At 59.7% G+C, this 13480-nt stretch carries 14 protein-coding genes; all 14 read right to left on the bottom strand.

The genetic code is table 11. The features are described from left to right. Positions 1–27: 27 nt before the first annotated feature. The 14 genes from QP978_RS03700 to gmk all read right to left on the bottom strand — a co-directional run bounded on the left by QP978_RS03700 (position 28) and on the right by gmk (position 13477). Positions 28–522, bottom strand: a complete 495-nt coding sequence (locus QP978_RS03700) for a PH domain-containing protein (RefSeq protein ID WP_016422727.1) — start codon at positions 520–522, stop codon at positions 28–30. A 2-nt stretch (positions 523–524) separates the two neighbouring features. Next, positions 525–1007 carry a 6,7-dimethyl-8-ribityllumazine synthase gene (gene ribH / locus QP978_RS03695; RefSeq protein ID WP_048731874.1) on the bottom strand — a complete coding sequence of 161 codons (483 nt, stop codon included), beginning with the start codon at positions 1005–1007 and terminating at the stop codon, positions 525–527. Next, complete coding sequence (locus tag QP978_RS03690; protein ID WP_016422725.1) at positions 1008–2270, bottom strand: bifunctional 3,4-dihydroxy-2-butanone-4-phosphate synthase/GTP cyclohydrolase II; 1263 nt, start codon at positions 2268–2270, stop codon at positions 1008–1010. Between the two features lie 11 nt (positions 2271–2281). Continuing rightward, on the bottom strand, positions 2282–2869 hold the full coding sequence (locus QP978_RS03685) for a riboflavin synthase (RefSeq protein ID WP_049193722.1): 588 nt from the start codon (positions 2867–2869) through the stop codon (positions 2282–2284). Positions 2870–2938: 69 nt separating this feature from the next. Further along, positions 2939–3991 carry a bifunctional diaminohydroxyphosphoribosylaminopyrimidine deaminase/5-amino-6-(5-phosphoribosylamino)uracil reductase RibD gene (gene ribD / locus QP978_RS03680; protein WP_016422723.1) on the bottom strand — a complete coding sequence of 351 codons (1053 nt, stop codon included), beginning with the start codon at positions 3989–3991 and terminating at the stop codon, positions 2939–2941. A gap of 16 nt (positions 3992–4007) precedes the next feature. Then, positions 4008–4676, bottom strand: coding sequence for a ribulose-phosphate 3-epimerase (gene rpe / locus QP978_RS03675; RefSeq protein ID WP_284856848.1), 669 nt, complete (start codon positions 4674–4676; stop codon positions 4008–4010). 11 nt (positions 4677–4687) lie between these two features. Further along, the gene (locus tag QP978_RS03670) at positions 4688–6145 is read right to left on the bottom strand and encodes an RsmB/NOP family class I SAM-dependent RNA methyltransferase (RefSeq protein WP_076771755.1); all 1458 of its coding nucleotides are present in this window, start codon (positions 6143–6145) and stop codon (positions 4688–4690) included. Then, on the bottom strand, positions 6146–7120 hold the full coding sequence (gene fmt / locus QP978_RS03665; RefSeq protein ID WP_076771758.1) for a methionyl-tRNA formyltransferase: 975 nt from the start codon (positions 7118–7120) through the stop codon (positions 6146–6148). A gap of 94 nt (positions 7121–7214) precedes the next feature. Beyond that, entirely contained in the window at positions 7215–7718 is a 504-nt protein-coding gene (gene def, locus QP978_RS03660) for a peptide deformylase (protein ID WP_187400519.1), read from the bottom strand. Between the two features lie 60 nt (positions 7719–7778). Next, positions 7779–9815: a primosomal protein N' gene (locus QP978_RS03655; RefSeq protein ID WP_284856847.1), complete on the bottom strand. Its 2037-nt coding sequence runs from the start codon at positions 9813–9815 to the stop codon at positions 7779–7781. Positions 9816–9864: 49 nt separating this feature from the next. Next, entirely contained in the window at positions 9865–11082 is a 1218-nt protein-coding gene (gene metK, locus QP978_RS03650; protein WP_070438390.1) for a methionine adenosyltransferase, read from the bottom strand. A gap of 118 nt (positions 11083–11200) precedes the next feature. Beyond that, positions 11201–12481, bottom strand: a complete 1281-nt coding sequence (coaBC, locus tag QP978_RS03645; protein ID WP_070547083.1) for a bifunctional phosphopantothenoylcysteine decarboxylase/phosphopantothenate--cysteine ligase CoaBC — start codon at positions 12479–12481, stop codon at positions 11201–11203. A 27-nt stretch (positions 12482–12508) separates the two neighbouring features. Further along, a complete protein-coding gene (rpoZ, locus tag QP978_RS03640; RefSeq protein ID WP_005510796.1) occupies positions 12509–12787 on the bottom strand; it encodes a DNA-directed RNA polymerase subunit omega in 279 nt (92 codons plus the stop codon). A 117-nt stretch (positions 12788–12904) separates the two neighbouring features. Then, entirely contained in the window at positions 12905–13477 is a 573-nt protein-coding gene (gene gmk / locus QP978_RS03635; RefSeq protein ID WP_284856846.1) for a guanylate kinase, read from the bottom strand. Positions 13478–13480 lie beyond the last annotated feature (3 nt).

Raw genomic sequence — 13480 nt, 5'->3', positions numbered from 1 at the left:
ACGGTGTCCTTAAAACGTGTCCTTGGGTTAGTCCTCCGGCATGAACTCGTCTTCAAGTTCACGGAACCGGCGAATGTCTTCCACGACGCGGCTGCCGTCGGCCGACTGGATCGCGAGCATCGGCACAAACTCAAAGTCAGGCAGCTCCAAGCGAGCCCAGCGGGACTTCTTTGGAAAACTCAGGCCGTAGATATCGACCCACGGGTAAAACTTCGCATTGAGTAGATTGCGGACTTCCACACCCCTGGCATTGACGCGAACGCGAGCCCGAGTCAGCAGCAGGATTACCCCGGCGATGATCAAACCAATCATTGGGAAAGCCAGCTGGTCGATAGCGGTCACCGAAGCTCCGGTGTTACCAAAGTCCACCACGATACCCATGAAGATATGGATAGCGAAAACCACAACTGCAGCGATAATCGCCCACAGACGCAGCTTTTGCGAGGTGATTTCCAACAGCCATTTGTCTTCGCTACCGGTGTCGACGGCAGTCGAATTGCTGTGGCGTTCGGAGTTACCCATTCTTACTCAGCTCCACCTTCACGAAGGGACTTCAACACTGCGACGGTGTGCAGCGCTGCGGCCATGGCCTCGCGACCCTTATTCTCCGCAGCTCCCTCACCGCCGGCACGATCAATTGCCTGCTGTTCAGTGTTGCAGGTCAACACACCATTGCCAACTGGCGTTTCACAGTCCAGTGCGATCCGCGTCAGGCCCTCAGTCACCGAGTCGCAGACATAGTCGAAGTGCGGCGTACCACCGCGGATAACGCACCCCAGCGCCACCACGGCGTCGTGAGTTCGCGCGAGCTGTTGCACCACAACCGGAATCTCCAGAGCACCGACGACAGTCACATCCGTGACTACAGCGCCGACCTCCTCGGCCTGTGCCAGCGCTTCACGACGAAGCTGCCCAGTAATCTCCTCGTTCCAGTGAGAGGTGACCAGACCGACGGTCACACCAGTGGAATCGGGAACGGAAATTTCAGGAAGACCTGCGCCACTCATCTACTGTGCTCCTTCTGTCGAAATGCCGTGGGTCTCCATGTACTCATCCAACCAAGGGAGCTCATGGCCCATGCGTTCGCGCTTTGTCAACAAGTATTTCAAGTTATCCTCGTTGACCTCAACTGGCACCGGTACCCGGCGGCTCATCTCCAGTCCATAACCACCTAGGCCGGCACGCTTGGTCGGATTGTTCGTCAGCAGCGCCATAGTGGTGACTCCAAGATCCTGCAGGATCTGTGCACCAGTGCCGTACTCACGGGCATCCGACGGCAAACCGAGCGCGAGATTGGCATCAACGGTGTCAGCGCCTTCATCTTGCAGATGGTAGGCCTGCAGCTTCGGCATCAAACCAATGCCTCGGCCTTCGTGACCGCGCATGTAGAGGATGACGCCACGCCCCGCTTCGTGAACCATGCGCATGGAGTTGTGCAGCTGCTGACCGCAGTCGCAGCGGCGAGATCCCAGTGCGTCGCCGGTGAGGCATTCGGAGTGCACACGCACGAGGACGTCCTGACCATCGTTGGAAGACACATCCCCCACAACGAGAGCGACATGCTCGACACCGTCGATAAGGCTCCGGTACCCAATGGCACGGAACTCGCCGTAGTCGGTCGGCAGCTTGGTTTCGACAACGCGTTCAATCAAGTGCTCGTTGTGGCGACGGTATTCGATCAGCTGCTCAATGGAGATCAGCGCTAAATCGTGCTTGTCGCAGAAGCGACGCAGTTCCTCCGCGCGCGCCATACCGGTCGGGTCTTCCTCGGAGACAACCTCACACAGCACGCCGGCAGGACGAAGCCCTGCCAGGCGGGCGAGATCGACCGCAGCCTCGGTGTGGCCGGCACGGACTAGGACGCCTCCATCGCGAGCTCGCAACGGGACCACGTGTCCTGGTCGGGTGAAATCGTGCGGGCTCGACGTGGGGTCAGCGAGAGTACGAATGGTGTTCGCACGATCTGTGGCGGAAATACCGGTCGTACCGGTGTTGGCATCCACGGTCACTGTGTATGCGGTACCGCGGGCATCCTCATTCTCTGACACCATCGGTGGCAGATTCAGACGCTCGCAGTCCTCGGCGGTCAGCGGCGCGCAGATGTAACCAGAGGAATAGCGAACCATAAAGGCAACAAGTTCAGGCGTTGCCTTCTCGGCGGCGAAGATGATGTCGCCCTCGTTCTCACGATCTTCATCGTCGACGACGACCACGGCCTTACCGGCTGCGATGTCCGCAATGGCCCGCTCTACAGAATCGAACTTAATCACAGTCTTGTAGCTTATCTTTCCAACATTTTCTCGACGTACTTGGCTAGCACATCGACTTCCAAATTGACCTTGGCGCCTACCGCGGTCGAACCAATAACGGAGTCCGTCAGCGTCGTCGGTATCAGGCTGACCTCAAAGAACCCCTCGCCTACTGCAGAGACGGTCAACGAAGTACCATCCACGGCAATTGAGCCCTTTTCCACGACATACTTGGAGAGATGCTCCGGCAGCGAAATCCGCACTACTTCCCAGCGCTCCCCTGGCGTGCGCGAAATAACCTCGCCGGTGCCATCGACATGTCCCTGCACGATATGGCCGCCGAGGCGTTGACCGACTGCGGTTGCACGTTCGAGGTTGACCTTGGAGCCGACCTCAACCTGGCCGAGGCTCGACCTAACCAGAGTCTCTTGCATGAGATCAGCGGTAAAGAAATCATCGCCAAACTCCACGACGGTCAAACAAACGCCATTGACAGCAATGGAATCACCGTGGTGCACGTCGTCAAGCACGGTGGTCGCGCGAATGGTCAGAGTAATGGAATCGGCTTCGCGGTGGATTTCGCGAATTTCGCCGAGTTCCTCAACAATTCCCGTAAACATAGTGGTCAGGAAAATCCTTTACCGTTTGTTATAAATTGAAAGATTTTTACAAAATTAACTCTAGCCGGTCTACCCGCGATCTTTGCCACTGCGGAGAGCCGTAATCAAAATGTCATCTCCCAGAGTCTCGACCGCGACGGTACGAAAGCGCGAGATGTCAGTGATGGTGGTCTCATGGTTGGCCGATGTCACCGGCAGACCAGCTCCGAGAAACGCCGGGGCAATGTAAGACTCAATCGCGTCGACAGCATCGGCTTCTAAGAAAGCGCTGGCGAGCCGTGGGCCGCCTTCTACCAGCACGTCAATAAGTCCCATATCCGCCATTGTCTCCAGCGCCACTTCCACATCGTGAGTGCGAATGTGGCGGAAGTTATCGCCGCGGATATTCGCATCGGCGGCGACCTCCGAGGTGCCGATCGCGATGCGCAGGGGTTGCGTTGACAGCTCCTCGCCGTCTGGTGTGCGCGCGGTCAATCGCGGATTGTCAGCGAGCACTGTTCCCGTTCCGACGACAATCGCTTGCCGACGTGCACGATCGATATGTACCCGTGCCCGCGCCTGCTCCCCCGTAATCCACTGCGAGGTGCGGTCGGTAGCGGCGGCGAAACCATCCAGCGTGCCCGCCGTCTTCAGCGTGATGTGTGGGCGCCGAGTGCGCTGCCAGTGTAACCATGGACGCAGATAGCCATCCGCCACACGATTGCGTTGGAACTCCTCGACCACGTCGATTCCCTTGTATCGCAACCACTCGCTGCCGCCAGCGGCCACGGGATTAGGATCGGCGACCGCAAATATGACGCGGGAAACTCCGGCTGCCGCAAGTGCCTCGGTGCACGGTGGTGTACGGCCGATATGATTGCACGGCTCTAGTGTGACCACTGCAGTACCGCCCTGAGCTCGTGCCCCCGCCATTTCTAATGCTTGTGGCTCTGCGTGTCGGCCACCTACCGGCTCAGTTCCGGCCACTCCTACCGCAATCCCTGCGGTATCGAGGATGACGCAACCAATCGGTGGATTGGGATAGGTGGTGCCCCGAACTCGCTGGCCGGCTTCTATGGCCAATGCCATAGCTTGAGCGTCAGTCAGCGGCTGTGCGGAGACGAGATCCGGAAACTGTGCCACCGTGCTTCACCGCCGTCTACTTAGTTGCAGCAGTAGTGGCCAATGCGCGCAGCTCATCGACAGCCGCCGCACGATCATCAGCGCCGAAAACGGCCGACCCTGCAACGAAGGCGTCGCAACCGGCGGCGGCAGCGGATTCGATGGTCTTGGCGGAGATACCACCGTCAATCTCGATCAGAGTATCCAGACCTTCGGCATCAATGCGCTGACGCAGCTTCTCGACCTTGGTTAGCTGATCCGGCATAAAGGACTGGCCCCCGAAACCGGGTTCGACACTCATGACCAGCACCTCGTCGAATTCGGCGAGGTGATCCAGCCACGGCTCAATTGGGGTACCCGGGCGCAGCGAGAACCCGGCCTTCACGCCCTGGGAACGAATGTGGCGTGCCAGTGCGATGGCATCGTCGACGGCTTCCACATGGAAAATAGCGGAGCTCGCCCCCGCCTTAATGTAGGTGTCGACCCACTTCTCCGGGTTCTCAATCATGAGATGGACATCCAAGTACTTGTCCGTCACCGCAGCTACGGCCTCCAGCACCGGAGCGCCGAAGGACAGGTTGGGAACGAAGTGGCCATCCATGACGTCGATATGCAGCCAATCTGCATTGGCTACAGCCTCAACCTCGCGGTCGAGGCGAGCGAAGTCAGCAGCGAGAATGGACGGGGCAATAATTGGTGCGCTCATAACCTCTGAGCCTAGTCGTTCTTGCGCAAAACTGAGAAGAACATCGCATCGGTACCGTGGCGGTGTGGCCACATCTGCACAGATGGATACGGTCCGACATCAGTCATCGGCGCTACCAACTCGTGTGCATTCAGCTCCGTCACCGGCAATTCCGTCACTGCCCTATCGACAATGCCCCTGGTTTCCCGCAGATGCGGAGAACACGTGGAATAGACGATGATGCCACCCGGCCGTGCCAGACGCACAGCTTCACTGAGCAGTTCAAACTGCAGCGCAGTCAAGGAGTTCAGATCGGACGGCGACTTCCGCCAGCGCGCTTCCGGGCGACGGCGAAGCGAGCCCAAACCAGAGCACGGCGCGTCTACCAAAATGCGGTCAAAGCCTGCCTCCAGCCCGGTATCGCGACCATCCGCAACGGTTACAGTCACTGGCAGCCCGGCCGTGGCCTTCTTCACCAGTTCTGCGCGAGTCGCAGATACCTCAACAGCGTCGAGCTTCGCGCCCTCAATAGCTGCGATGCCGCCGATGAAAGCTGACTTACCACCGGGGCCGGAACACAAATCTAACCAGCGGCCGCTGTCTTCACCGGCAACGGGTGCCATGGTGACGGCACGCGCAATGAGCTGAGAACCCTCGTCCTGCACCGCAGCCAAGCCCTGTCGGACCGGCTCCAATTCTCCTGGGGCACCGGAATCCAAGCGCACGCAGTACGGCGACCACGGTCCCTCTTCACCGCCGGTGATCAGTGCCAATTCCTCAGCAGTAATCTCGCCCGGACGAGCGACCAAGTGCACCAACGGGCGCGCATCGTCGGCAGCGAGTGCCTGCTGCAGCTCACCGGCTTGTGCACCGAGTGCGCGGGCAAACTCCATCGCAATCCAGCGCGGGTGGGCATGCTTCATCGCTACGTAGCTAATCGGATCGGTCGCAGGATCCGGCGCGACCTCAGCCACCCATTCGCCTTCGGTCTTCGAGGAAACTTTCCTCAAAATGGCATTGACAAAGCCGCGCGCACCAGGTCCCGCTACCTTCGCCACCGCCCGCACCGAGGTATCGACCGCCGCGTAGGCATCGACGCGCGTACGCAGCAGCTGGTACGTGCCCAGGCGCAACACATCCATCACCGGTCCAGCAATATCGTTTAACGGGCGTGACGACGATGCCTCAATCACGGCATCCAACAGGCCTTCCGCCCGCAGTGTGCCGTACGTCAGCTCCGTTGCAAAAGCAGCATCCCGACCCTTGAGCTTGTGTGCCTTCAGCAACTTGGGCAGCAGCAGGTTCGCGTAAGCATCATTCTCGCGAACGTCGGCTAATACCTTCAGTGCGACCTTGCGCGGCTGGTCGATGCCACCGCGATTGTCCCCACCGCGATTGTCACGGTTACGGTTGCGGTCATTGCGGTTCTGTCCGCCGCGGTTGCCGCGCTGCCGTCCGCCACCGGTGTGGCGGGGTTTGTCGTTGCCCATTTACTCGCAGACCTTTCCACCGGGTTGGCTACCTCGCGCCCAGTCTGACGCATCCATCATCTTCTTACCTTGTGGCTGCACCTTCACCAGCTGCACATAGCCATCGGCACAACGCACGGATACCCGGTGCTTCTCCACTACCAACTCACCCGGCGTGGCGGCTGCCGCCTCCGGAGCAGCTGCCTTTCGCACCTCGTCGACCGCGGCGCTGTCCTCGTCGGAAAGCGGGGTGAGCTCTCCGACCTTCAAACGTGCGCCGTCGAGAGTCGTCCACGCACCAGGGGCAGGAGTAAACGCGCGAGCGCGGCGGTCAAGAAGATGTCGCGGCTGAGTCCAAACGATTCGGGCATCCTCCGGCCCGAACTTAGCGGCGTAGCTGACATCCTGTTCCGGCTGAGCGGTCGGACGCAACGCACCGGCTTCGATGCCGTCCATGGTGGCAGCTAGGAGATCCGCGCCGGAGTATGCCAGACGGGTCAAGAGGTCGTCGGCATTATCAGTCGGGCGAATCGCTTCGGTGGCGGTACCGAAAACTGGTCCGGTATCCAGGCCCTTTTCAATCCGGAAGGTACTGGCACCCGTGACCTCGTCGCCAGCGGCGATAGCTGCCTGCACCGGCGCGGCACCTCGCCAAGAAGGAAGCAGCGAGAAATGCAGATTGACCCAGCCGTGCGTCGGTACATCGAGCAATTCCTCCGGCACGAGATTGCCGTAGGCGACCACCGGGATGCAGTCGGCATTTAGTTCGCGGATCTGCTGTTGGATCTCCCCATCGCGCAAGGTCGTCGGGGTGAGCACGGGAATGTCGTGTTCCAAGGCCAGAGCCTTCACCGGCGAGGGCGAAAGCGACTTGCCGCGGCCACGGCGGGCATCGGGGCGAGTGAGAACAGCGACGATTTCATGACGGGAGTCTTCGAGCAACTTCTTCAGTGCAACGACAGCAGGTTCCGGGGTTCCGGCAAAAATCAGGCGCACAGTAAGTGGATTCCTTCCTGGTGGACCTAGTTGTTCTAGTTAATCTAGTGATGAAACTCGGGGCGCCACACCCAGGGGTCTAGGCGCAGGTGAGTTAACCGCGGTTGAGGAACCAATCCTGCTCACGCAGAGAACGCATCGCAGCCTTTCGCTCGTCGCCCTCGAGACGCTTCAAAAACAGCACACCATCCAGGTGGTCGCTTTCATGCTGCACACAGCGAGCCAGCAAATCATCAGCTTCGAAGCTCACCGGTGTGCCGTGGCGATCCTGGCCAGTAACGCGCACACGTGCGTGTCGAGTCACGGGTCCATTAATACCCGGGATAGATAGGCATCCTTCGATTTCGTGGACAGTCTCGTCGCCGATGGCTTCCCATTCCGGATTGACGATGTGCCCGCGGGTGCCATTGCAGTCGTAGACGAAAACGCGCTGCAGCACGCCGACCTGGTTTGCCGCGAGCCCGACGCCCTGTTGCTCGTCCATCGTGTCGAACATGTCATCAATCAGGTGCGACAGCGTCGCGTCGAAATCAGTGACGGTATCCGCCTTGGACAGCAACACCGGATCGCCGAAAAGACGTACCTCACGAACTGCCATGAACTTAGAGCCTCCAAGAAAACTGGTGTGAATCAAGCGATAACGCGCTCATTTTAGCAGCTAGCCGAAATTAATCGGATCGACGACAACGCGCACCGGCGTCGGGTCCTTCCTGGTCGCTCGAACGACCTGTGCTGCCTTCAACGCCGCTCCCACCGCCCGTGCTTGCCGACGGTCACAGCGCACCAACATCCGCTGAATAGGTGTACCCGGTTCCACGCCTGCTGGTGGTCTGGCGTTGCGGGGAAGGTCTACCGGCCCCAGGATTTCCGCGCCCGATGGAACCTCCAGGGACTCCATGAAGTTACGCAGGCCCTCTTCAGTCCCGTCCACCGCTGCCACGTGAAAGGCCGGAGGCAGAGCGGCGGCTGTACGGTCGGCCAATTCCCTGTTCGCAGCGCCTACCGCGTCCCATGCCAGAAGATCGGCCACAGTCGGGACTGCAGCATCCGCATCGATAACCACTGCCCCTCCTCGCTCCCGCGGTCGCGCAAGCGAGACAGCTCGAGACCAATGCGCATAGGCCTCTTCATGAGCGCGCAAGTCCTGCCGGCCGAGCATCGCCCAAGTGTCCAGCAGCATCACTGCACCGTAGCCCTCCGGCGCATAAGGCTCGGCTCCCGGCGTGGCCACCACGACCCTCGGGCCTTCGGGAATGTCGTCAACAATCCGTTCGCCAGAGGAAGCGACGACTGGGAATGGACTGAAAATACGACCAAACTCTTCCGCCGTACGTTCACTGCCGACCACGACTGGCCGAATCTTGGTGGAACCGCAGCTATGGCAACGGTGGTGGATGTCGATGCGGCCACACCACCGACAGGTCGGCGGCGCCGGATCGTCCGGGTTATCGGACGGTGGAATTCCCAGTGGACCGTTACACCAGCGACAGCGCGCAGGAGCACCACAGGAACGACACGACAATGTCGGTACATATCCCTTGCGGGGTACCTGGACCAGAATCGGAAGCTCTTCGCGCAGCGCGGCTTTTGCCCGTCGAAAAGCGATGGCAGGAAGGCGTCCCCTACTGACGTCATCCGGGTCTTCGGAAGTGTCCGTGGAGGCAATCATCTCCGGCATGGACTCAGCCAAGGCGTCGGCGCCTGCGACCAGATTGTGCGCCCAACCTGAGGAGACCAGCAGCTGCACTTCGGCTGTACGGCTATACGACGCAAAAATGAGAGCGCATCCCTCCTGCGCACTTCGCGTGACCAGCACCTCGCGAGAGTGGACGTAGGGTGCGCGGGGGTCTACGAGGTTGTCATCGCCATCATCGACAATCACTGCTAAACGCAGATTCTGCACTGGGGCGTACGCTGCCGAGCGCGTGCCGACGACTATGCGCCCCTGGCCGTGCAGGATATCCAGGTAGCGGCGATAGCGGGACTCGGGCCCGAGACCAGCCCCGAGAAGAGTGAGCTGACGGGCAGAAATGAGCTCGCGAAAAGCGCTCTCGAAGCGCGCCTGCGTGCGTGCGTCCGGCACAATGATGAGAACACCGCCACCATCGCGGGCGACCGAAACGCTGAGCGCGGCGAGCATGGCTGCCACCTGTTCCCCTGGAACTGGCTGCCACGCTGCGCGTGCCGGGGCGCCCTTGCGGACGGAATCGACAAAGGATTCGCCGAAGACATAGTTGCCCCACGCGGAAAGGTCCGGATCCTCGGTGGCAAGCTTTCCCAATTCCTCCCACGTCGGGGGCATGTTCTCCTTGCGGGCACGTTCGGCCCGTGCATGACGGGTTGGGATGGCGGATCGAATGATGTTTGAGCGTGTTGCGCCGTAATACTCCGCCAGAGAATCCACTAACCGTCGAAGCTGTGGCGGATAGACAACCTCAGAGCTGATGACATCCTTGAGATAGGACAGTTTGCCGTCGTGAGTGGGCGTGGCACAGCGCTCCAGCACCAGCGCATTGACCAATTGGCCGTGGAATCGAATCCGCACCCGGCAACCGACAACCGCTTCCTCCGCTAGCGCGCGCGGAACCAGGTAATCGAAGGGGCGATCCAACTGCGGCAGCCCCAAAAGTGGAAGCACCCGCGCGACAGGCAGCTTCTCAGCTGCGGCGGCGGGTGCGAAAGGGGCGTCGGTCATAGAGTCTTACTCTACTTCCCCACCCCAGGGTCATGCTGGCGGGTGGTGTTTATCCCAGGCCAGCGGCTGCGCGGAGCTCTTCAACACGGTTGAGTTGCTCCCACGGCAGGTCCAAGTCAGTTCGGCCGAAGTGACCGTAGGTGGAGGTCTGCGCATAAATCGGGCGCAGCAAGTCCAGGTCACGAATAATAGCGGCCGGACGAAGGTCGAAGACCTTGTTGATAGCCTCGCGGATGGCGTCGTCTGAAACGTGACCGGTGCCGAAAGAGTCGACGTAAAGGCCTACCGGGCGAGCGCGGCCGATAGCGTAGGCGACCTGAATCTCCAGGCGGTCAGCCAGACCCGCAGCCACGGCATTCTTCGCAACCCAACGGGTGGCATAAGCGCCGGAGCGGTCCACCTTTGACGGGTCCTTACCCGAGAATGCGCCGCCACCGTGGCGAGCCATACCGCCGTAGGTGTCGACGATAATCTTGCGGCCGGTCAGGCCGGCATCGCCCATCGGCCCACCGATTATAAATTGGCCAGACGGGTTGACCAGCAGATTCAATTCTTCGGTAACAAAGCGCTCGCGCAAGTTAGCGTCGTCGAGCACCCAATCGACTACGTGAGTCTTAATCTGCTCGGTAATCCACTCCTGGGTCACATCCGGGTCGTGCTGCGTGGACACCACAACAGTGTCCAAGTACACCGGGTTATTGTCTTCGTCGTAAGCGAAGGTGACCTGAGTCTTACCATCCGGTCGAAGCGATGGGACGATGCCTTCCTTGCGTACCTGCGTCAAGCGGCGAGCCAGGCGGTGTGCCAGCGCAATCGGTAGCGGCATGTACTCCGGAGTTTCGTTGGTAGCGTAGCCGAACATCAGCCCCTGGTCGCCAGCGCCCTTGAGATCTTCTGCTTCGACTTCGCCATCAGAGCTGCGTGCTTCCAGAGAAGTGTGCACACCGTCGTGAATATCTGAGGACTGCTCACCGATCGAAACGGAGACGCCGCAGGTCTTGCCGTCAAAGCCCTTTTCAGAAGAATCGAAACCGATCTCCTTCAGTCGACTCCGGACAATACCGGGGATGTCAACGTAGCTCTTCGTGCGAACTTCGCCAACAACATGGACTAAACCGGTAGTCACCACAGTCTCAACGGCGACCATCGATGCAGAATCCTGCGCGAGCATAGCGTCAAGGATGGAGTCCGAAATCGAGTCGCAAATCTTATCTGGGTGCCCCTCGGTAACAGATTCACTGGAAAACAGCCGAAGATTAGAGGCCACGAGCAGTACAACTTTCTTCTAGATCATTTCCCCACGCCTGCGGTGTCGCTGCGGCGTGGGTTTTCGTTTGATTCGATAATTATAGACCAAGCGGTTCAGTCGCCGTAGTAGGCACCGGCTACTCCGCTGGCTGAGGTTCCTGTCGCAGCTCGGAGACTGCATCCAAAATCGAACCGGCTACCGAGAACTTTGAGCCTCGCGGCACGTCCCACTGCTCGCCATCGAGAGACAGCAACCATCCGACATTGTCCGTCGCACCGAAAGTTTGCCCACCTGAGACGTCGTTACACATGAGCAAATCGCAGCCCTTGCGCACAATTTTCTGCTTCGCAAGCTCGAGTGGCGTCGTCGTCTCGTCGCCGGTCTCAGCCGCAAAGCCCACCATCGTCGTGGTTGCCGGAATCTCGCCCGCTTTACGCCGCTCCACAGTGGTAGCCAGAATGTCAGGGTTTTCTACGAGCTGGATGTTGCTCAAAGCGTCGTCTGCGACGCCCTTCTTCATCTTGGCCCCAGCGGTCGATGCCGGACGGAAGTCGGCGACGGCAGCGGCAAAAATGCAGACATCGGCCAACTTGGAGTGTTCGTGGGCGGCCTTGGCCATCTCCAAAGTGGAATCAACCTTTACAACATTCGCGCCCAGCGGTGTCGGCAACTGATCTGTATGTCCTGCCACCACAGTGACCTGAGCGCCACGCTGTGCTGCCATCTCAGCTAGCGCGAAGCCCTGACGCCCTGAGGAGTGGTTGCCGATAAAACGTACCGGGTCGATAGCCTCACGGGTGCCACCGGCAGTAATCATGAAGCGCACGCCCTCGAAGTCGCGGCGGAAGTGGCGCGGATTCTCGACTGCCGCTAATGCCAGCGAAACTATCTGCTCTGGCTCCGGCAGACGACCTGGACCAGTGTCCTTACCAGTCAAACGGCCATGGGCCGGATCGAGGACAATAGTGCCATGGCGACGAAGAATCGCGACATTATCGCGCGTAGCTGGATGGTTCCACATCTCAGTGTGCATGGCAGGAGCCAGAACCACCGGGCAGGTCGCCACAAGCAAAGTTGCGGTGAGAAGGTCGTCGGCACGCCCGTGTGCGGCACGCGCCATAAAGTCGGCAGTCGCGGGAACCACGACGACGAGGTCGGCCTCCTGCCCCACGCGGACATGCTGAACTTCATCGACTGCGTCAAAAACCGTAGTCGACACCGGGTTCCCCGACAGCGCCTCGAAAGTAGCCGCACCTACAAAATTCAATGCGGACTCGGTGGGAACGACGCGAACATCGTGACCGAGTTCCTTGAAGCCACGAACAACGTGTGCGGCCTTATATGCAGCGATGCCGCCGGCAACCCCGACGACAACCTTTAAACATTCGGATACGTCAGCATTACCGGCGGCATGCATACAGATATCTCCCCTTAAGGAAATGCTCTAGCCCTCAGTGTGGTCCAGCAGACCAGCGTTGATTTCACGAAGAGCGATGGACAGAGGCTTCTCAGCGACCCCCGGAGTAACCAGCGGGCCAACGTACTCCAGCATGCCTTCGTCAATCTGCTGGTAGTAGTCATTAATCTGGCGTGCACGCTTGGCAGCGAAGATAGCCAGAGCGTACTTCGAAGAAGCCTTACCAAGCAGCTCATCGATCGGCGGATTGGTAATACCAATTGGCGGGTCGAACACTGCCTCGGTGGCGGTATTTTCCTGGGTCACGAGAAATCTTTCCTCAATAGAACGTGAGTTACTGGGGTGACAATAGAAACCGTCGGAGCAATAGAAACACCATTGCTTGGAAACGATTTCTACTATCGATGATGTGGAGTCGCCCTGTTACTTGCCAGTAGTCAGCGCCTGAGCGATGGCCGCCACAGCATCATCGACATTGTCGTTGACAACAACCTGATCGAATTCGTGCTGAGCATCCATTTCCACTCGCGCGGTTTCCAGGCGACGCTTGACTTGCGCCTCGGTTTCCGTGCCACGACCAGTGAGCCTGCTGACGAGAATCTCCCAGCTTGGCGGAGCCAAGAACAGCAGGTGAGCATTCGGCGCTACCTTACGGATGGAGCGGGCTCCCGCCAGATCCACCTCAACGAGTACCGGACGTCCCTCGGCGAGAGCTTTATCCACCGGGCCACGCGGCGTACCAGAACGCTGCAGACCACCGTGGATTTCAGCCCACTCGAGCATCTCTCCTGCATCAATATGCTGTTGGAACTTCTCCGGGGTCACGAAGAAATAGTCGCGGCCATCGACCTCACCCGGCCGTGCGGCGCGGGTGGTCATGGAAACGCTGAAGTACAGTCCGGGAACCTCGGCACGGAGCCGACTGACAACAGTGGATTTTCCCACACCGGCAGGGCCGGCAAGGACTACCAGCTGACCGTTTTCATTCCCGGCCACTGC

The organism is Corynebacterium sp. MSK035 (assembly GCF_030232615.1).
Lineage (GTDB): Bacteria > Actinomycetota > Actinomycetes > Mycobacteriales > Mycobacteriaceae > Corynebacterium > Corynebacterium jeikeium_D.
This window is presented reverse-complemented; position numbering and strand designations above follow the sequence as displayed.